Here is a 20,823-nt window from a genome sequence, read left to right on the forward strand (position 1 = left end):
ACCCCCGTAAGACCTCCCCTGTTAAGAACGGTACCTTTCCTCTCATACATCTGCCACATTTACACCGTGGGGTTCGGGTGGTATTGGACTTTGTGTTGATATGCACACTCATCCACCCCACGTATGCTTTGTATGTGGTTTCTATTCGTCAGACCGAGAGTTTACATTAGGCTTCCTTCAGACTCCACCTCGCGATGGACGCCCTTGCCATCTGCTAACAGTTCCTACCACCAAGCCTGTAGCGGACTTTCACCGCCTAGACACCGCCCATGCAGGGCAAACATATAAAAGCGATAGCTATTTTGCTACCGCTTTAAGCACATAAATCAGAGAATACAGACTATCAATCTGATTTATTTGACTCACCCTTTAAAAGTTTAATTATTTTATTTTGTTTTTCATTAATATTAAATATAGTGCGAACTATTTTCACAATAACAAATATCACAATTACTAAAGCAATAATATTTAATAACATGAAAGGAAAACTTGGGCCAATATTAAACATCCTACCCCTCCTTTCTTCTGAAAATTATTATGATGTAAATATCTTATACGAAACAATCCATTTATTTCCATTTTTACACGAAATGGTAATAATTTCAACCTAAATCGTACTGAATTTCGAAGTTCTGATAGAATCATACGTGTCATCAATTTGATACAGACATATTTTAACTAAGAATTCTTTTATATTGTTTATTGTATTCTCATGACCGATTGAATCAAGGAAATTGTACCATGATAAATAGTTATCAAGATACTTTGAAGAAATCCCTTTAAACTTATTAATGAACTTCTTTAACCGAGAGTGGAAGCTATTAACATTTTGTATATGGTATATTCCTTTAATGACACGCCCAGTATCACCAGGTTTGAGTTGATAGAGTTTAATGCCTTTTTCTTTACAGTATGTCCTATATGCACGCCATTTGTCAGTGCAAATTATATTTTCTTGTGAAATGTAATCGCCAATTACTCTATCAAGTTTTGGTTTTTCTATTCGTCCCATACAACTAGCTTTAGCTATAGTGTTTTTGGTTCGATCTCTAGCTACGACTACACAAACTTGGTCTTTACTAATGCCTCTGTATTTTGATTTACCGCCTCTTTTACGAGGTTCTCTACTAGACTGTTTTTTACCCTTTTCAGAGTATAGAAAATAGGTTTCGTCAATTTCAACTATACCTTCAAAACCATCAATCTCATCTTGCTTTAGAGCATTTAATATTTTATGTCGCCAATAAAACACTGTAACTAAAGTTAATCCAACAATATTGGCAGTAGCTCTTAATGGTCTGCCTTCAAGCATACACTCAATAAACAGTAACCACTTTTCAAGGTGTTTTGTTCTATAAAAAGGGGTTTGAACAAAGTCATTAAAAGTTTTTTCACAATATTTACACTTATATCGCTGACGGCCTTTGTATTTACCGTAACGGACATTTTCTTCACCGTTGCAATACGGGCAGATCAAACCTTTATTAAATCTAGTTTCTCGAAGCTCGTTAATAACTTCCTGCTGGTCTAGGTTATTGGGAGCGACTTGTTCTTGTAGAATTGTATAAAGCTGTTCTTTGTAATTGGTGTCCAGCTTGTCGATAAATTTAACTAGTTTATAAAATCTGTTATCATCCATAGCTTCCACCCCTTAAATAGAACATTTGTTCCCTTTAATTATAACATATTAATTTGTAATTTTCTAGAAATCAACAATTAACTTTAACAGAGCCTTTATGAAAAAACAACTTCAACTTTTCTACTGAACTTCAAGCCGCCTCACCACCTTTTAAGTAAACATTTGCTTATTTGTCTTTAAAATTTCCTTTGTTTTTCGACTTCTACTACCGTATAATCTTGAAGAGAAAACGGTTATAACAGATAAAACATCATCAACAAGCTCTTCTTCATAAGTTTTGTCTTCTAAATGGTTTATAATTTCTATGTCTACATTATTTAATTTACAAATTTATTCCAGCACTTCATACCCAAAACGCATTAATCGATCTTTGTAATTAACCACTATACGTTCAACATCTCTATTTTCTATTAAAAATTCCCCAGCCAAAATAATAGAATGAGCTCCTATAATAATACCAGCTGGATACATTAAAGTAGCAAATGCTACAACGGTCCCATATCCAATACCAACAGCTGAAGCAAATCAGCAGCTAACAAAAAGGTAGTACCTACAAACATTCCACCTTCAACCCCAGATGTTGATGCGCCCCACACCAATCCTTCAACAAGTCCTAATGCTTGGAGAACTTCTGTAAAAACTCCTACAAAAAACCATGCTACAATAGCTACAGCACCAATGGTTCTAGTAAATCCTTCAAATAATGCATGCTTGTGCATAATCTTCTCCACTATTTTCACACAAAGCCATACCAACAACAAATCTAACAATTAGTACAGCTGGTAACCCGTTAGTTGTTATAACTTCCATAAAACTTGCTATAATTGCCCAAACTATGAAGACTAAAATAGGAACAACTCCACCAACAGAACCTCCACGCCCCTTGTGCTTTAGCCGACATACTATGAGACCTCTTTTTTTATTAATAATAAGCTGATATGACAGAAAATTGTGTAAATTATAAAAATTATATCAGTTGAATTTTGTAGAAATATGACTAATAAGGGGGTGATACAAAATTATAATAGAGAGAAAATCTTTTTTGTTTTTAACTTTAGTTTTACTCAATAAAAAAAGAGCCAAAAATGGCCCTTAACAATGGCGGGGCTGACGGGATTCGAACCCGCGGTCTCCTGCGTGACAGGCAGGCGTGTTAAGCCGCTTCACTACAGCCCCATGATATGTTATTAAATAATAATGGTGACCCCTAGGGGATTCGAACCCCTGATACCGGCGTGAAAGGCCGGTGTCTTAACCACTTGACCAAGGGGCCACGGTTATGGCGGGGCTGACGGGATTCGAACCCGCGATCTCCTGCGTGACAGGCAGGCGTGTTAAGCCGCTTCACTACAGCCCCATGATATGTTATTAAATAATAATGGTGACCCCTAGGGGATTCGAACCCCTGATACCGGCGTGAAAGGCCGATGTCTTAACCACTTGACCAAGGGGCCACGATTATAGCAACTATCTTTACGACATATATATTTATACCATTTTTATGGACGAGCGTCAACCACTTTTTTCACAATCGCAATATTTATAATTTTTCAAAATCTCTTTGTGGCAAAAATAATATGCTGCCTTTAAGGAAACAGCATATTAAAAGAAATTATTTATAAGCCTTTTTTATCACTTCTTGAGCGTTTTCTCCATTTATATCATACATTCCATCTACCCACAATTTTACTAAATCTAGATTACTTTCTACCCACTCTTTTGCAACTATCTCAGGATCGCGTTCATTCTTACTATATTCATAAATCCATTCATTTTGAATTTCGTTATTTATATCAAATTGACTAAAGAATTTATATAAGTTAGAATCATCATCTTTCAAACCTCTTCTTACTATAGTTCCAACTTCTTCATCTTCACCCCAAATCCCCTTAGGATCATCTAAATACTCCATTTCTAGAACTACATTCATCCAATGCGGCTCCCAACCACTAAACACTACCCATTCACCTTGTTCTATTTTTTGTTGCATTTCAGTCAACATAGCTGCAGTATTCGTTTCTATAATATCCCAACCACCTAAGTTATAAATATTTTGATCAAAGGCATCTATCATTAATTGATTCCCATCATTTCCTGCTTCAAGTCCATAATAGGTATAATTGAACTTATCACTATTTTCATAAAGATTATCTAGAGAAGTGATACCTGCTTCAAAGACATATTTAGGAACCGCAGGACCATAATTTGTTTCATCTAATTGAGTGCTTATATGAATAACTTCACCATTTTCAAGAGACTCATGTAATGGGGTTCCCCATGTCTGAAACCATGTACCTGTAAAAGCATCAAGATCTTCTGCTTGCATGCCTTCCAAAATAACTGGGAGAGAGTAATTATCTATAGTTGTATCATAGCCTAAGTTGTCTAAAACTTCACTTATTACATATGTTTTTTGTGTAACTCCTGGCCATTCAACTATTGGAAGTCTTACTTCTTCTTGAAAAGAAAGCTCATCTTCATATCCTTTAACTTCCTCACTTTTGCACCCAGCTGCTACAAATAACATAATCATCAAAAAGCTTGTTAATACAATATTCTTTTTTAGTTTATTCAAATAGTTCTCCTCCTATTTTTAGTGATAGATATATTATACTGCTTTTTCATCGAACCTACAATTCCCATTATACCCGGAAATTTGAGATTAATCTTAAACTTCACTATTTTACTGATATTCACTTTCATTTGAGTAATCGTTCAACTATTTGCTATTATTATATTCTACATAAACCCTGAAAAGATTATTTTTTTATGTAAACCTTTTATCTATATGCTTTTCTATTTTTTTAATCATTTGGTCTTCTTTTCCTTGTTCATAAAGATGATAATACATATCGGCATTTTTTGCTCCCAAAATATCCGTATTATAATTATCACCAATAACTAAAGTCTTGTTAACATGAATACCAAGATTTTTAGCTAATATATAAAAAGGCGTTTTACTTGGTTTGGGTGCTTTTACATCATGTGCCCAGATGATATTAGATGAATTAAAATACTTATCTAGTCCTAATACCTGTAGTTTGATTTCACCAATCCCTCGCGGACTGTTTGAAAGTAATCCTGTAGAAATTTCTCTTTCTAACAATCTTTCTAACAATGGAATAACCCATGGTTCTAGTTTAATATTATCAAAAAAACTATACCACCATGTATCAGCTAAGACTTGACAGTTATTAGCACTAAATAAAGGCCAAGCTTCTTTAATAACATGTGTTAAAAAATTCTTTGAAATATCCTGATAACCCTTTTGGTCTTTGATAGTATAAAGTTTATCCCAGAATATTAACTTCCATAAATATTCCCCATTTTGTTTTTCAAAAAGCCATTCATTGTTATAAGTATCAACAAGAGAATCATTATAAGCTCTTTTCCAGGTTTCTTCAAGAGCTATTTTTGAAGGTGTAAAAAAATCATATAAAGTTCCATCTAAATCAAAAATAATCCCTCTACACATAATCATACCTCTCATTTCATGTTTTTTAAACCTAATTCCTGACATATTTTAGTTATATCCAATGAAGACTCTACATAATCAGCTAACTGATTATATTTTTTTTCTTTCTCTAATTTATAGTTAACTGTACTTGCTCGTAAGTTTTCATATTGATTATTTTTCTTTACCCATTTAATAAACCATTCTACAAAGTTATGATTATCAAATATACCATGTAAAAATGTCCCTATAACTTTCCCATTCTCTGAACAAACCCCTTTAGGGTCACCTTTACTATTCATTAACCAGATCAAGTTTCTGTCTCTTACATATATTTCTCCCATATGTATCTCATAACCTGTTAAAGTAGAACCAGAAATTTCACTAAAGATATTTTTATTTAAATGATCGCTTTTAACCTTTAGTTCAACTCTTTCGGTCTGTTTTTCTGAATTATAATTAGTCTCTACTGGTAATAGATTTAAACCTAGCGATTCCCCAGGTTCACCCTCTACACCTAATAAATCGTTTATTTTATTTCCTAACATTTGAAAACCACCACAGATTCCAACAATGGTTATATTAGATAAGTTATTTTGTGATGATTTATATAGGTTAGAATTCATTAGTAAACGCAGATCATCTCTAGTAGCTTTAGTTCCAGGTAGTATCACACAATCAATATTAGTATTTATCGACTCTTGTAAATCCATATATGTAAGTTCGATATCAGGATGTTCTTCAAGAGGCTCAAAATCTGTTGAATTTGATATTCTTGGTAATTTAACTACACCAACTTTGATTTTATTTTCACTATTGGTCGAAAAATTTCGTTTTTCATTTACACCAACCGAATCCTCTTCTTCAACAAGTCGGTCGTTAAAATACGGTAAAACTCCTAAAACAGGTTTTCCTGTTTTCTCTTCCAAAAAAGTGAGTCCTGGATCTAATAAACTTTTATCCCCTCTAAATTTATTGACAATTATTCCTGAAATCAAATCACTTTCATCTTTAGGTATTATTTCAAAAGTACCTACAATTGAAGCTAACATTCCACCCCTTTCAATATCACCTACCAAAAAAACTTTAGCATCACATTCTTTTGCCACAGTCATATTAGCTATGTCGCCTTTCCTTAAGTTTACTTCACTAGGACTCCCCGCTCCCTCGATAATAACTAGATCGTTTTCTTCTCTTAATGTTTTTAATGACGATTTAACATGTGGCCATAATTTTTTAACCCAACTTTTTCGATATTCTTTTGCATCAACTTCAGCTATTGCTTTTCCGTTTAGAACTATTTGTGATACTCCATCACTAGATGGTTTTAATAAAATGGGATTCATTTTTTCATTACCAAATACACCACAAGCTTCTGCCTGTACCCCTTGGGCTCTTCCTATCTCACGTCCATCGATAGTTACATACGCATTATTAGACATATTTTGCGATTTAAATGGTGCTACTTGGTACCCCATTCTATAAAAAATTCTACAAAGCGCAGTAACAATTATACTTTTACCTACATGAGAAGAAGTTCCTTGGATCATTAAACATGGAGCAAGTTTTTTAGTCATAAATGTCCTCCTAACTGCATATACATTTAAGTTCTTCTAGTAATTGTTCATTTTCCCTTGGTAACCTAACTGCTATTCTAAAAAAATACTCACCTAGACCATCGAAGTTCGTACATGGCCTAATAAAAATACCTTTTTTAGCTAATTCATTAAATAGATAAGTACCTGATAAACCTTTAGTTGAAGAGTCTACTAAAATAAAGTTAGCTGTACTATTAAATGGTTTAAATCCTAATTTTATAAGTCCAGTTAATAATTTTTCTCTTTCACATGATACTAGTTTTCTTGTTTTATCCTCAAAACCACCAAGTTTCAAACATTCCTTTATTGCTACTTGAGCTAAATAGTTTATAGACCACTGATTTCTTAACTTTTCTATTTGTTTTGTAATAGAGGTTGAACTTAAAGCATATCCAGTTCTAAGCCCAGGAGTAGCATATATTTTAGTTAAAGAATATAAAAATACAGCATTTAGCTGTTCTAAATCTTTATCAATCTTTTTCCATTCTTTTTTTACAAAGGGTAAAAAAGAATGGTCTACAATCACAGTTGTTTTTATCTGGTTACACGCTTCAATCATACAATTTAATTTTTCTGCATTAATAAGTTCACCTGTGGGGTTGTTTGGAGAACATAAGAAAACTAAATCAGGTTCATCTTTTTTGATATATTCAATTATCTTAAGGTAATTATCATTTATATTAATATATTCTAAATGATAGGAACTACCTCCATAAGCTTTAACAGCTCGACTATATTCACTAAATGTTGGAGTTATAGTCAGTGCACTAAAAGCATTCTTTTCTAATGCTTTAGACATAACAACTAAATCAATTATCTCACTAACTCCATTTCCGATAATCAACTGCGAAGAAGAAACATTATGAGCTTTACTTAATTCATCTTTTAGTAAGTTTCCATGGGCATCCGGATAATGTATCAAATTATCTAATTCTAATGCTAATTTATCCTTAAGTATGGGGGGGTGTCCTAACGGATTGATATTTGCACTAAAGTCAATCACACTATTTTGATCTAAATTAAATTCTTCTACCCACTTGTAAATTTGACCACCATGTTCTTGAATTTTTATTTACAACACCTCCCTCATTCCGCCATTTACTGTTGAATAAAAACCTACAAAATTACCTATTTGATATTTGTTATACCATTCTTTAAAGGATTTTTTATAATGTGTTCCTTTAGGGTACACAAGGCCAACAACAGTTCCACTATGTGCTCTAACTACACCTAATGCTTTTGCTTTATTGAAAGATTCTAAAATAAAATCAATTTCTTCTTTATAAATAGTTTGTTGATGTAATCTAGCGCTTATAGTACTTGCATTTGCCATTAATGATAAATCTTTTGTTTGAATTCCTTTTAAAAAAGTTCTGTATGCATTTGATAGCATAGGTTCTTTTAACTGATTTAACTGTTTTGATTTTCTATTTTCGTTAAATTCTTTAGTATCAATAAAGCCTCCTAAGTCAATTACTGCTATATTACCCGAAGGACAGTTCCCTAATTTTCTTCTATTCTCCCCAGTAATATGGTTTAATTTCGAAATTCCTGGACAACAAGTACTATCACTAGGTTCTACTTTTGTCGCAATGTCGATTGCTAAATTTAAATGATTAAGCTTTGAGTCCTGTAAATATAATTGACAAAGCCCTAAAATCCCCCCATATATATCTGCACTGCTAGTACCATAACCTTTTTTACCAGGCAATTTAGTATCTATAGTTATCTCAATATGCATTGACGGTAATTTTAAGTAATCTATCACTAACTCAATGGCTTGAATTACTTTCCATGGAACTTCTATAGGAACATCATTAACCTTACGTATTCCATTAATCTGAGTTGTTAGGGTATTACTTTTTAAAATATTTACTGTAACTACACTATAATCACTAATTGGACATGAGATTAAAAAATCTTCTCCTGAGAATGAACCTTGGAGCCATTCTCCACATGTATGAGGTATTTTGATTTTTTTGATCACATTCCCCACCCCACAATTAGAAAAAACATAAATAACAGTTCACTTAATTCACAGCTAGCTCCATATACATCACCTGTTACTCCATTTAGTTTATAGGAAATTTTCCTTACAAATAAATTTACAAGTACCCCAGTTATTAGTAACGATAATATAATCACTAAAATCATATCTAAATAAAAATAAGTACTAATTAACATTATAATGAGAGTTATAAGAACTATCATAAATGAATTTTCACTAGACTCTTCTTTCATTTTTTCTCCTAAACCTTTAACCCCTGAAGGATAAGGATAAGACTTCACTACTTGATATAAAATAAGTCTTCCAACAAAAGGAAACAATGCTAAAACCTCTAAATTTTCACTAATAACAATAGTATATAGAAATATCCACTTTCCAAACAATATAAACCAAATAGAAAAAGCTCCATATACTCCAATTGTACTATCTCTCATAATAGCTATCATCTTGTCACCAGATTTACCACTAAAGTATCCATCAAAAGTATCAGATAAACCATCAAGATGAAGTCCTCCTGTTATATATACTGTTAAGATCACAATTATAAAAGCAACAATCTTTCCAGGTAATATCAAATCTAAAATTAGAGTACAAAAGTGATAAATTAAACCTATTATAATACCAACAATAGGAAAAAAAGGTAGTAAAGAAGACAATGATCTTTCTTCACGTGAACTAGTTAGAGGTATCGGGATCCTTGTTAGAAAACCTAAAGCCAGTAACAATCTCAAAATAACCACCTCAAATAAACTCTTAGACATATAAACACAATTAACCCTATCCAAGAAGTAATCTTAATTATATTAATAGTTGAGCTAATATCTTCAACTTTAGGTAAATTACCATCTTTGTGCAAGTATGTCCTAAAAGACGGCTGCCCTTGATAAGTATTTGTTCCACCTAACCTAACATTCAACAATCCTGATATTGTAGCTTCTGAACAACCCGCATTAGGACTTGGATGTTTGTTTGCATCTTTTCTAAAGTAAAGGTATCCTAATCGAACATTTAAGTTTAGTACCCAACCAGCTACTAGCATAAAAAGAGTAGTCATTCTAGCAGGAATAAAATTTAACAAATCATCTAACTTAGCAGAAACATACCCGATATTTTTGTAAGGTTCAAAGGGATAACCTATCATTGAATCTAAAGTATTAACAGCCTTATATGTCATTACTAAAGGTGCACCTCCAATTACTGCATAAAAAAGAGGAGCAATTATACCATCTGATATACTTTCAGCACCTGTTTCAACACCGCCCCTTGTTATTTCTGATTTATTTAGGTTATCTACATCGCGTCCTACAATCTGTGAGAGTGCTTGTCTTGCTCTCGTTATATCTCCTTGTTTTAGTGGAAGATAAACTTTTTGTAAGTGTACTATTAACCCTTTATAGGCAATAGCAGAGTTTATTATTAATAATTCAAAAACTAAGTGAAAAGACGCAAGTAAGAGACTAATGTATGTAGTTAATAAAATAGTAATAAAAGCTATAATACCTCCTATAACAATTTCAATTGTAGGACTCTTAAAAATATGAAAAACTTTATTACTTTGTCGTTGTAAAAAGGTTATCATATTACCAATCAGACAAATTGGGTGTACCTTACCCCAAAAGTCACCAAAAAACACATCTAAAATAAATGCTATTGAAATAATTAATGCAAGTTCCATTTTCAAAACTCCTTAACAAATTGACCTAAGTGGAGAACAGGCTTATTATATGTATTTGCTAACTCTCTTACAATCTGTATCCCATCATTATCTGTTGTAAATATAACACAGGTACTAGGTCCTGCAGATTTTATTAACAAATCTTCACTTACATTTTTTAAAAACTTCGGAATTAAATTTGACCTGTTAGCCAAAACTTTTGCTTCAGCCCTTATCCCTTTTGATCCAACTGGAATAATTTCCTTAACTTCAGAGATTTTACTTAACTCATTAACACTAGGTAAATCAGCTAGATCTTCATCTTGTAAATTGACTTCATTACCTACTTTAGGGATGCCAAGTAAATAAAAATTCATTCCTTCATACCCCAAACCCAATTCAGGATATTTTTTTATAGTACCCAAAGCGGTTACACCAGCTGCAGTTTCTTCTGTTAAGATATTATATTCAAAACTTCCTGTTAGAGAAGTGTTAGGATCTAAATCTATAGTCTTTAGTTCTCTTTTTATCCCTGTGATAATTTTATTGCCTGTAGGTTCTAACTCATTAGATAAAGTATTTACTACTAACATTGGGTTGATCCTAAGTGCTATTAGCTCCATTAAAGCAACACGACTAAGAACTCTTCCTACCCATTCTGTAGGTACCTTTACTTTATCTAACTTTTTCTCACCAATTGCTCCTAATGAATCACATGAAACAGCCAAATATTCCTTTGTAAGTTCAATAAGTTTTACATCCCCGACTTCAGTTATCAATCAGATTCCACTCCCTTAGTAATATTTACATCAGCACCTAAAATTCGGTCTGCAACCGGTGACATTGAGTACGCTAAAATTATATTTATTGAACTACTTACTATAAGTGCCGGAATCATCGAAAGAAAAAAAGAAACACCAAAACCAGGAATAACTACAAAAATAGATGGGAGTATAATACCATTAGCAATTACTCCGATGATACATGCTGGTAGTTTACCATAGTGCATTACTGTTTTAGAAACTGCTATGACACAACCAACCATACCTATTCCTATTATCAAATGTAAAGGTAATGACAATGGAAACCCTACAATTAACGATGTAAAAAAATGTCCTAAAAATCCCACTATAGCACCTGGGGTACCCCCCCAAGATAATGCAGCTAAATACGCTGGAAAAGAATCTAAAGCAGGTGTACCAATAAGACTAGGAATTTTAATCTGTGCACCTAATATTGAAAATGCCAGAAGAAAGGCGATTCTTACTAAAGTATTAATTTCAAATTTTCTATTCATAAGTTCCCCCTCCTATCATTTTATTCTTTGTGGTATACCACAAACCACCAAATAAACTTCACTCGCTTTGCTTGCTAATATTTGGTTTGCTTCACCTAATAAATCTCTAAAGGTCCTACCCATTGAATTTGCGGGAATAAGTCCCCACCCTATTTCATCAGTTACAATTACAACTGTAGAATTACTATTCTCACAAATATCAGATACCTCCGAGAGGTCTTTTATAACTTGTGAGAATAGTTCACTTGTCTTTTTTTCATCAAAAGACAATAATTTATTAGATAAATACATTGAAAGAGAATCAAGTAAAATATTATCCTCTGTTTTACTAAGCTTTTTGAGAGGTAAAATAAGATCATAACACGCTAGCTCTGTATTCCAATGTGTGGGTCTTCTTTCTTGATGTTTTTTAATTCGTCTCTTCATTTCATCATCTACCATCTTAGCAGTTGCTATATATGTAGTCTTTGGATTAGAAAAGTTACGTTCCATCTCAGTTATTAAATTTTCTGCATATTTACTTTTTCCTGATGCTGAACCCCCAGTGACTAATATTAATTTACCCATAATGCGCCCCCTAGTTATCTTGATTATTTTTAATCCACTCAAATAAGTCATCATAATTTGAAAATGTCATAACTTCTTCATAATTAGGACGATTAATTAATATTACTTTCATCCCTAAATCTTTACTTGCGTGTAGTTTTTCTTGTAAACCACTTTCTAAGCCACTATCTTTTGTAACTAATACAGAAGCATTATAATTTTTAAATAAAGATTTGTTTAGAGAATATCTGACTATACCTTGAAGAGCTATTATATTTTCAGGTAAAAGACCTAAGTTATAACAATGGGTAATACTACTAGTTAATGGTAAAACTCGTGCAACTATTTGTTTTGTATCAATGATGTCTGTGAAACTTTGTAAATTTTTACTTCCGATAGTTAAGAATACTTTTGAGTTTTTATTATTAATATAATACTTAGCTTGAGTTGCAGCTTCTTTAAAAGTATTAACCCTTTCATAATTAACTCCTTTTGATATATTTAGGCTTGGTCTTTCATATCTAAGATAAGGAATATCACTTTCATTGCATGCTCTAATAGCACCTTTAGTTATTTCTGTTGCAAAGGGATGAGTTGCATCAATTACTAATGAAAATTTCTCTTTTAATAAAAGTTGTGACATTTTACCCGATGATGCTTTTAAATGATTTTGATAAACTTCGAGGCCTTTATCTCTTATTATCTTTTGTCCATGTTTAGATTTAGCACTAATTTGAACGTTATAACCGCTTTTTTTCAAATATCTCCCTATATAAATCCCGTCGTAAGTCCCACCTAATATTAAGATCATAAAGTGTAACCCCTAGGAGTGATTATTTGACTAAATTTTACATAGCTTTTACTATTACCAATTATTACTGTTGTTCTCATATCAATCTCTTCATCTACAAATTTTCCAAGAGTAGATATAGTTATTTTTTCTTCATTTCTATAGTTGTTTGTTACTATACCTACAGGAGTATCATGAGATCGATATTTTGAAATAATAGTTTGAGCTTTTTCAATATGCTTAACTCTATTAGAACTTTTTGGATTATATAATACAATCACAAAATCACTACTTGCTGCTCCTTCAATACGCCGTTCTATCTTTTCCCAAGGTGTTAATAAATCACTTAAGCTAATAACAGCAAAATCATGCATAAGTGGTGCACCAAGAGAAGCTGCCGTTCCTGTTGCTGAGGTGATACCAGGTATAATTCTTACCTCTAAGTCTAAATTTTCCCTTAACTCTAATAACACACCTGCCATTCCATAAACACCTGGATCTCCACTACTAACTATAGCTACCTTTTTATTTTGATTAGCTAGTTTTAACGCTTCTTTACATCTTTCAACTTCTTGTTTCATGGATGAAAAGTAGATTTCTTTTCCTTCTGTTAACTCTGATATCAAATTTAAATATGTTTTATATCCTATAACTACAGTAGCTTCTTTTATTGTTTCATAAGCTTCTAATGATAAGCTCTTTCCTCCACCAGGTCCGATGCCCACTGCGGCCACCCAACCCTTCCGAGTGCTATTGTAATTTTTTTGTCTCTGCTTGCTGTTTTTCTTGTGATTATATCCTTGCACAGCTTCATCACTGCTGGTTCGCATACACCACCAACTCCCATTTTTTTATTTACAAATTCTGATGCATTCTTTTTATTTACAAACTGAATTAATTCGTTTGAGTTAAAAAACTTAAGATCTACCTTAAGATATCTAGCTGCTTCTAAAAGTCCTAGCTCACTTTTCTTTTTATCTATACTAACTAAACTTTTTAAACAAAGAGGCGATACACCATTTGCGATAAGATTAGTATGTAAATATTCTAAAATATCAGTAGCTAATACTCCCTTTTTACATCCTAAACCTGCGATAATACTTTTAGGACGTAAAATAATAACATTTTTAGATAATTGTTTGTGTGTTAATACTCTATCTGTTATTAAAACCACGGGCTGTTCACTTTCTTTAATCCTTTCATTTCTCCATAGCTGAAAATTAATAAAATCTGTGGTGACATTTAATTTTTCATCGACCATCCAAGTTATCTGGTTCCCTTTAACAATGTGTGAATTAATATGTTTTAAAAGTTCCTTTACATGTTGTTTTTCTATACCTTCAATTTTCAGATTCCAAAGATATGCTAATAAATCAGGAGTAACCTTATTACCTAAATCACTAGCTGTAGTTATAACTGGTTTTACGGTAAGGATCTCACTAACTTCTTTAGCTAATTTATTACCGCCACCTAAATGACCAGAGAGTACACTTACTGCAAAACAACCTTCTTGATCAACTGCAACTACGCCTGGATCACTAACTTTATTTTGTAAAAATGGAGCTAGTAACCTAACTGTTATACCAACAGAACCTATGATTATCACACCAGAAAAATTATAAAATGCAAGTCTAATAACATTTTTTAAGTCAGACTTGTATGAATATATACCTTGTAATGAATCTAATTCATGTTTGAAAAGATCGTATGGCACAAACATCCGACTATTTTTGAAATGTTCAAATATAGTTTTACCTTTTTCATAACCTTCCTTTGAAACAACAATGATAGCTAGATACTTATTCATTACTATCTCCTACTCTATATCCATGGGTGAAATCACTTCGATATAGATAACTATCTGTATATGAATCTGAGGTCAAAACTTCACCCACTATAATAAGAGCTGTTTTTTTAATACCCGATTCTATAACTTTATCATTAATATCATTTAATGTACCTGATATAACCTGTTCTTCAGGCCAAGTTGCTTTATATACAACTGTAACAGGAGTGTCTATTGACATTCCACCTTCTATCAGTTCTGATATCACTTCTCTTAATATATGGGTACTCAAATATATACAAATAGTAGATTGGTGACTCGCAAGATACCTTAATCGTTCTTTTTCTGGCACAGGAGTTTTCTTTGCTAGTCTTGTTAAAATTACTGTTTGAGTAATCCCAGGTAAAGTAAGTTCTCGCTTCAATGTTGCCATTGCTCCTTGATAGGCACTTATTCCTGGAACTATATCTGTAGTTATTCCTTTTTCTTGTAATACATCGATTTGTTCTTGTATTGCACCATATAACCCAGGGTCACCTGTATGTAGACGTACTACCAGTTTGTCATTTTCTACAGCTTTTAACATAATATCTATTAGTTCTTCTTTTGTAAGGCCTGAACTATCGTATAACTCACATGAAGAAGAAGTAAAATCTAATACTTTTGGATTTATCAAAGAACCAGTATAAACTACTGTATCAGCAGTATTTAATAATTTTTCTCCTTTTTTAGTTATCAGATCTGGATCACCTGGACCCGCTCCCACAAAATATACTTTCATAGTTATCACCTACTCATCGTTTGATTTTTAAAAACTATTATAGTTGATAAATAGTTTATATTATCGAGTTTGTCTAGTTCATAATAAATTTTCTCATCTTCCATCCCAACTTTTTCAACTAAAATCGCATCTTGTAATCGTTTAGCTTCTTTTAACTGATTTATTAGTCCATGTAAGTCTGAAGTAACTTTTAAAAATACTACTGTCTCAAAGTTTTTGAGTTCTTGTAGATAATTTTTATTTTTTTCTACTGGTATAATTGCTAAGCGATCATTTCCCCACGTTAATTCCTTTCCTAAACGAGCGCTTATAGCACTAAAAGAGTAAATCCCTGGGATATGTTTTACTTTAATATTTTTGTACTCTGCAATTTTACTTGTAAGTCTTCTATACGTACTATATAAAAACGGATCTCCTAGTGTTATAAAGGATAAGTTTAGCCCATGGTTTAAGTTATTTAGAATTTTATCCTCTATTTCCTTATTGATCTTTTTTTTATTCTGTACAGTGGTCATAGGAAATGTTATATTATCTACTTTTGGTAAACTAGCCCCCCATTCAATAAATGCTCGTTTTACTACATCTAGCGCTAGACTACTTTTTTTAGGAGAGCTTTTTGGAGCTATAATTACATCACTATTTTTTAATAACTTAAAAGCTTTTATGGTAAGTAATTCTGGATCACCCGGTCCTACACCAATTCCGTATAATTCACCTCTATTATTCATCCAAACTCTCCCTTTTAGCAGTTATAATAGTGATAGGATTTTCACCTTTCCAAAGTGACATATGTTTTACATTATCTAATCTACTTACCTGAAGCTTTTGAACTTGATAGTTCCAACGTGTATTTTCTTTAAAATAATTTATAGCTTCCATTAAAGTTTCTAATGTCACAGTTGGTATTACTACTAGACCATTAAAATTAGCTAAACCATCTATATAGATAAGAATTTCAATTAGTTTTCCACTACTTCCACCAATTACAATACGATCAGGTTTTGGTAAGTCACTTAAAACATCTGGTGCTTTACCATGTATAGGACTAACCCTTTCACTAGCTAGCTTAGATACATTATCTTTAATTACTTCAATAGCTCTAGAAGACTGCTCAATAGCAAAAACTTTTCCCTTTTCACCCATAGTTCTTTCAGCATGAATAGATATCCCACCAGTCCCTGCTCCTATATCCCATAATATACCTCCAGAAAACAACCTTAATTTACTAATAATAACTGCCCTAACTTCTTCTTTTGTCATTGCAACATTTTCTTTTGTGAGCTCACTATCTTCTAGACTCGTAATGTTTTGGTTTTCTTTATCACTAGATTTTCGAAAGTAAACCACACAATTACTGTAGACTGGATAGTTATCTAAATTTTCCACCGTTGTACTAATAATCGATTCATTTGTAGAAGCTAAATCTGCCATAACATCTACACATCGCTTTTTATATTCATTAGCATGAGTACTAAGGTATTCTTTTAGATAATGAGTTGTTATCTCACCTCCTAAAAGAACTGCTACCTTTTTATGTCTTTTAATTAATTTTAATAACTTAGTTAAATTATGTTTCCTGCCATGAAGACTAAGGCTTCTCACATCTTCCCAACTTTCACAAATTCTAGCCATAGCTAATTGTAATGAACTGATCCCTGGTATTACTAAAATATCTTCATTTGGAAAAGTTCTTTTTATAAGAGAAAATAAACTATAAAAACCAGGGTCACCTGATACCATTACAGTAACTCTTTTATTTTCATCTAAAGATTTTTTAATTTTTTCAAACGATGAGTCGATACCATCTTTAATATCAAACTGTTCTCCTTTTATAGGATCAATTTTTTCAACTAAATTAAATTGATTCTTTGTACCAACTAAAAGATCAGCATTAAGAATATATTGCTTAGCTTTAGGTATGATATAATCCAATGTTCCAGGTCCCATACCAACTACGACAATTTTTCCCACATACGCCACCCCTCTTTATAGCAAATCTCAAAAGAATTTGTACTAAACCCAATAAGTTCACCATCTCGATTTGTAAAAGCAACTCCTAATCGCTTAACTTTATTATCTTTAAGATGATTTTGCACACGATTTTCAGCCTCATTTGCTATATTACAAAATAAGGTCCTACTCTTATGTGTTTTATTTAACCTATCATAATTTTCTATTATCTTGACACATTCTTCTGTTGTTACTGCATTCCAAATTCGGTTAATAGACGCTTTAGAAAATCCAGCTAAAGAAGCATGTGCTACAAAAATTTCTCGTCTTGCATCTGCTACTTTACTATGGGTATTAAATATACCTGCTGATAATTTAGCTATCTTACCGGTATGGCCCATAATAAATATCCTCTTAAAACCGCGTTTTGCGGCTTTTTCTAACATAAGCCCAATATAATTACCTGTAATAACTATATTCTCTTTCGGTATACCAAAAGAGTGAGCATTTTTTTCTCCCATTCTTCCTGGTACTAATACTATCGTCTTTAAATTCATTGATTGCATCTGATCGAGCTGCAATAATAAGGAATCTTTTAAAGCTTTTTCAGACATAGGCTCAACTATCCCAGTTGTACCAAGTATTGAAATGCCATTAATTATACCAAGCTTTGAATTTAAGGTTTTTTTTGCTATTTTTTTACCTTCTGGAACAATTATTGTGATCTCAACTCCTTCACCATTAGACAGAATATCTCTTGTATTTTCTCTTATCATCTTTTTAGGTACTGGGTTTATAGCTTTTTCACCAATATCAACAGGAAGCCCTGGTTTGGTAACTTTTCCGACACCTTCACCCCCTCGAATTTTAATAACATCACTATTTACATGCTTTATATATGCACCTATTAAAATTCCATGAGTAGAATCACAATCATCACCACCATCTTTTCTTACAAAAGCACAGTTTTTATGATCTTCTCTAATTCCATAGCCTGCTATTGGAATTACTAATTCATACCCACTAGGAGACAAGATAGTAACCTTTTCAGGATATTGTCCGTACTTTTTTGCAAGAAGTGCTGCTTTAGCAGCTGCAGTAGCACAACTTCCGGTTGTAAAACCCTTTCTTAGCTCATTTTCTTCATTTTCTACAGATTTATTGTTATATCTTATATATTTCTTACAAAGAGATTTATAAAAGATACTACACATTATTGGTATAACTCCTATTAAGCCTAAAGAAACCATAATATTTGGAGTCATTAAATCAGATAATTCTTGGATTTCAGTTATTTGATGTCCTGCATTTGTAAAAATTAAAATACCTGGCAAAAGTCCAAATAAACTCACCCAGTAGTAAGTACTTGCTTTTATAGGAGTAAAAGCAAAAAAAGAATTAATAATAAATGACGGTAAAACTTCAGTTACCCTAACGAGAAAAAGTAAACTTTTTCCATGATTTTTGGAAATATGATCAATAAAGTAAAACTTATCAGAGAACTGCTCTTTTAAAAAATCACGAAACGCATATCTACTCAATAAAAAAACAATTAAAACTCCAAAACTAACAGATAATGTAACAAGGACAGCTGCTATTAGGAAGTCGAAAATTGCACCTGCAACAATAGTTAGTACTCCACTTCCAGGAATTGAAACTACAGCAAAGAACATTCTGAAAAAAAAGAAAATTAATACTGAAGAAACGAAATTATTATTAACATATGATCTTAATATATGTAAATTATTTTGAAACCAACTTAGGTCAATACTGTTAAAAAATAAGCTAAAACAAATTGTAACTATAACTAACAAATAAAAAAGTAATTGTGCTATAGATTTCTTCTTAAAATCAAATTGTATTTTTTTCACTTAATAACACCTTCCCATATATAACAATACAAAAAACCCGGCCTTCGAAATGGCCGGGTTGAGTTCTTCTTAGTATGTAATTAAAACACTACACCACTTGATACACTACTCTCCTATGTAGCTAAAGTGTAGCAAACGTAAGAAGTACTCTCCCTTTCCTCGAAGGCATTGAGTACAGCTAATAGGCAGGTTTCCTGGCTTCTGGTATAAGAAGATTTACCTTCCCGGATTAAACCCAGTGGTTAATTAAATCTTCAATCCCAGTTACAGTGGCGGGACCGCTCAGGATTTTCACCTGATTCCCTTTTAAAAATGATTACACCTAAAAGCCACTCTATATTAAATTCTCTTAATGATAAGATATCATATAAACTCTAATTAAACAACTTACTTTTTAATAAATCTTCAAGAAATCTTCACATCTACAGGGTACAATATAAAATAACAAAACTTAAAGGAGGATTTAACATGACAAAGAAATTTATAGGTGGTTTACTTGTTGTAGGATTAGCTGTGGCGTTTACAATAGCTTCCCCGGTACAAATGGCTGCTGCAGGAGAAAGCCTAACTGAAGATAATGAAATGTTTCAAAGGGGATTAAACCAATCTTTATGTTATAGAAGTGAAGATTTAAATGAAGAAGAGCTAGACAAAAGACAACAAGAAAGAGATGAAGCAAAAATTAATCAAGTTGTAAATGCCATAGAAAAAGAACTGATCTCGGAAAAAGAAGGCAAAGACATTATTGAAACCATTAAAAATAACGACTTTGAAAGAGGAGACTGTCTAGAAGAAGGACCAAGAAATAATAAAAACAATCTTAACATCACAGATGAAATTGAAAATGACAACAGTAGAGAATTTGGTAATGGTAGGCAAAATAGAAGAGGATCTAGAGGTTGTAGAAATTAGTTCTATTTGAAGGGATCTGCTTAAGATCCCTTTAAATAATCTAAAATATATCTACTCTACAGGTTTACATTCCTACCCTTTTCAAAAATCTTATTGTTTGCAAAATATCAAATGATTGTGTATAGTTTTCTATAATTAGAAATTTATAGGGAGGTATATATATGAATCATAATATTATTTTAGGACATGGGAGTCGTAATCCTGAAGCTAACAAAGTTCTTAGATCTATATCTGATATGTTTGAGTCCGAAACTAAAGAATCAGCAAGTTATGCTTATCTTCAGTTTGAAGAACCTGATTTAGAGACAGTTATTGATAAGATTTACTCAAGTAATATCAGTACTATCACCGTAATACCACTTTTTTTATATCCTGGAATACATATAAAAAAAGATGTACCTGAAAAGATCATAAAAATAAAAGAAAAATATCCTAACTTAACTATCAGATTAGCAGACCCCATCGGAGCAGATTCTACACTCATCGCAATTTTAAAAGAAAGAGCTGATAATGCTACAGAGGAGTTAAAAAGCTAAC

The 20,823-nt window shown here is 32.2% G+C and carries 22 protein-coding genes, 4 tRNA genes, 1 pseudogene and 1 riboswitch; of the genes and pseudogenes, 2 read left to right on the plus strand and 25 right to left on the minus strand.

Annotated elements, in window-relative coordinates; translation table 11 throughout:
• Window positions 1-343: 343 nt before the first annotated feature.
• The 25 genes and pseudogenes from CDO51_RS13875 to cbiD all read right to left on the minus strand — a co-directional run bounded on the left by CDO51_RS13875 (window position 344) and on the right by cbiD (window position 19,374).
• Window positions 344-508, minus strand: coding sequence for a hypothetical protein (locus tag CDO51_RS13875; RefSeq protein WP_158212436.1), 165 nt, complete (start codon window positions 506-508; stop codon window positions 344-346).
• Window positions 509-607: 99 nt separating this feature from the next.
• Window positions 608-1,639 carry an IS1595 family transposase gene (locus tag CDO51_RS10990; RefSeq protein WP_089024309.1) on the minus strand — a complete coding sequence of 344 codons (1,032 nt, stop codon included), beginning with the start codon at window positions 1,637-1,639 and terminating at the stop codon, window positions 608-610.
• Between the two features lie 150 nt (window positions 1,640-1,789).
• Window positions 1,790-2,053 (minus strand): annotated as a pseudogene (locus tag CDO51_RS15525) (recombinase family protein); the annotation flags it as partial.
• Between the two features lie 71 nt (window positions 2,054-2,124).
• On the minus strand, window positions 2,125-2,358 hold the full coding sequence (locus tag CDO51_RS11000) for a hypothetical protein (protein WP_089024310.1): 234 nt from the start codon (window positions 2,356-2,358) through the stop codon (window positions 2,125-2,127).
• Between the two features lie 380 nt (window positions 2,359-2,738).
• Window positions 2,739-2,815 (minus strand) — tRNA-Asp (locus CDO51_RS11005).
• Between the two features lie 22 nt (window positions 2,816-2,837).
• Window positions 2,838-2,912, minus strand: a tRNA-Glu gene (locus tag CDO51_RS11010).
• 7 nt (window positions 2,913-2,919) lie between these two features.
• Window positions 2,920-2,996: transfer RNA gene (locus tag CDO51_RS11015), tRNA-Asp, on the minus strand.
• 22 nt (window positions 2,997-3,018) lie between these two features.
• Window positions 3,019-3,093 (minus strand) — tRNA-Glu (locus CDO51_RS11020).
• A 158-nt stretch (window positions 3,094-3,251) separates the two neighbouring features.
• A complete protein-coding gene (locus tag CDO51_RS11025) occupies window positions 3,252-4,214 on the minus strand; it encodes a glycine betaine ABC transporter substrate-binding protein (protein ID WP_240503558.1) in 963 nt (320 codons plus the stop codon).
• Window positions 4,215-4,406: 192 nt separating this feature from the next.
• Window positions 4,407-5,114, minus strand: coding sequence for an HAD family hydrolase (locus CDO51_RS11030; protein ID WP_205842240.1), 708 nt, complete (start codon window positions 5,112-5,114; stop codon window positions 4,407-4,409).
• 11 nt (window positions 5,115-5,125) lie between these two features.
• A complete protein-coding gene (locus CDO51_RS11035) occupies window positions 5,126-6,670 on the minus strand; it encodes a cobyric acid synthase (RefSeq protein WP_089024312.1) in 1,545 nt (514 codons plus the stop codon).
• A gap of 10 nt (window positions 6,671-6,680) precedes the next feature.
• The gene (locus CDO51_RS11040) at window positions 6,681-7,694 is read right to left on the minus strand and encodes a pyridoxal phosphate-dependent aminotransferase (protein ID WP_158212437.1); all 1,014 of its coding nucleotides are present in this window, start codon (window positions 7,692-7,694) and stop codon (window positions 6,681-6,683) included.
• A gap of 69 nt (window positions 7,695-7,763) precedes the next feature.
• Complete coding sequence (locus tag CDO51_RS11045; RefSeq protein ID WP_089024314.1) at window positions 7,764-8,678, minus strand: GHMP family kinase ATP-binding protein; 915 nt, start codon at window positions 8,676-8,678, stop codon at window positions 7,764-7,766.
• On the minus strand, window positions 8,675-9,430 hold the full coding sequence (gene cobS / locus CDO51_RS11050) for an adenosylcobinamide-GDP ribazoletransferase (RefSeq protein WP_158212438.1): 756 nt from the start codon (window positions 9,428-9,430) through the stop codon (window positions 8,675-8,677). The genes CDO51_RS11045 and cobS overlap by 4 nt, the downstream gene beginning before the upstream one ends.
• A complete protein-coding gene (gene cbiB / locus CDO51_RS11055; protein WP_089024316.1) occupies window positions 9,427-10,374 on the minus strand; it encodes an adenosylcobinamide-phosphate synthase CbiB in 948 nt (315 codons plus the stop codon). Before cbiB ends, cobS begins: the two co-directional genes overlap by 4 nt.
• Before the next feature lie 2 nt (window positions 10,375-10,376).
• Entirely contained in the window at window positions 10,377-11,132 is a 756-nt protein-coding gene (locus tag CDO51_RS11060) for an alpha-ribazole kinase (protein ID WP_089024317.1), read from the minus strand.
• A complete protein-coding gene (locus CDO51_RS11065) occupies window positions 11,129-11,650 on the minus strand; it encodes an alpha-ribazole transporter (protein ID WP_089024318.1) in 522 nt (173 codons plus the stop codon). Before CDO51_RS11065 ends, CDO51_RS11060 begins: the two co-directional genes overlap by 4 nt.
• A gap of 15 nt (window positions 11,651-11,665) precedes the next feature.
• Window positions 11,666-12,217, minus strand: coding sequence for a bifunctional adenosylcobinamide kinase/adenosylcobinamide-phosphate guanylyltransferase (cobU, locus tag CDO51_RS11070; RefSeq protein WP_158212439.1), 552 nt, complete (start codon window positions 12,215-12,217; stop codon window positions 11,666-11,668).
• 10 nt (window positions 12,218-12,227) lie between these two features.
• On the minus strand, window positions 12,228-13,007 hold the full coding sequence (gene cobK, locus CDO51_RS11075) for a precorrin-6A reductase (RefSeq protein WP_089024320.1): 780 nt from the start codon (window positions 13,005-13,007) through the stop codon (window positions 12,228-12,230).
• Complete coding sequence (cobJ, locus tag CDO51_RS11080; RefSeq protein WP_169710444.1) at window positions 13,004-13,720, minus strand: precorrin-3B C(17)-methyltransferase; 717 nt, start codon at window positions 13,718-13,720, stop codon at window positions 13,004-13,006. The genes cobK and cobJ overlap by 4 nt, the downstream gene beginning before the upstream one ends.
• Window positions 13,672-14,793, minus strand: a complete 1,122-nt coding sequence (locus CDO51_RS11085) for a cobalt-precorrin 5A hydrolase (RefSeq protein WP_089024322.1) — start codon at window positions 14,791-14,793, stop codon at window positions 13,672-13,674. The genes cobJ and CDO51_RS11085 overlap by 49 nt, the downstream gene beginning before the upstream one ends.
• Window positions 14,786-15,553, minus strand: a complete 768-nt coding sequence (cobM, locus tag CDO51_RS11090) for a precorrin-4 C(11)-methyltransferase (protein ID WP_089024323.1) — start codon at window positions 15,551-15,553, stop codon at window positions 14,786-14,788. The genes CDO51_RS11085 and cobM overlap by 8 nt, the downstream gene beginning before the upstream one ends.
• Before the next feature lie 5 nt (window positions 15,554-15,558).
• Window positions 15,559-16,281, minus strand: a complete 723-nt coding sequence (gene cobI / locus CDO51_RS11095) for a precorrin-2 C(20)-methyltransferase (RefSeq protein WP_089024324.1) — start codon at window positions 16,279-16,281, stop codon at window positions 15,559-15,561.
• Complete coding sequence (cbiE, locus tag CDO51_RS11100; RefSeq protein ID WP_089024325.1) at window positions 16,274-17,524, minus strand: precorrin-6y C5,15-methyltransferase (decarboxylating) subunit CbiE; 1,251 nt, start codon at window positions 17,522-17,524, stop codon at window positions 16,274-16,276. The genes cobI and cbiE overlap by 8 nt, the downstream gene beginning before the upstream one ends.
• On the minus strand, window positions 17,506-19,374 hold the full coding sequence (gene cbiD / locus CDO51_RS11105) for a cobalt-precorrin-5B (C(1))-methyltransferase CbiD (RefSeq protein WP_089024326.1): 1,869 nt from the start codon (window positions 19,372-19,374) through the stop codon (window positions 17,506-17,508). The genes cbiE and cbiD overlap by 19 nt, the downstream gene beginning before the upstream one ends.
• Window positions 19,375-19,541: 167 nt before the next feature.
• Window positions 19,542-19,715, minus strand: a riboswitch (cobalamin riboswitch).
• Between the two features lie 127 nt (window positions 19,716-19,842).
• Between cbiD and CDO51_RS11110 the strand changes: the two genes are divergently transcribed.
• Together CDO51_RS11110 and CDO51_RS11115 are read left to right on the plus strand one after the other, a co-directional pair.
• Window positions 19,843-20,286: a hypothetical protein gene (locus CDO51_RS11110; protein WP_089024327.1), complete on the plus strand. Its 444-nt coding sequence runs from the start codon at window positions 19,843-19,845 to the stop codon at window positions 20,284-20,286.
• Between the two features lie 161 nt (window positions 20,287-20,447).
• Complete coding sequence (locus CDO51_RS11115; RefSeq protein WP_089024328.1) at window positions 20,448-20,822, plus strand: sirohydrochlorin chelatase; 375 nt, start codon at window positions 20,448-20,450, stop codon at window positions 20,820-20,822.
• Window position 20,823: the final 1 nt, after the last annotated feature.

The organism is Natranaerobius trueperi, from assembly GCF_002216005.1.
Classification (GTDB): Bacteria; Bacillota; Natranaerobiia; order Natranaerobiales; family Natranaerobiaceae; genus Natranaerobius_A; species Natranaerobius_A trueperi.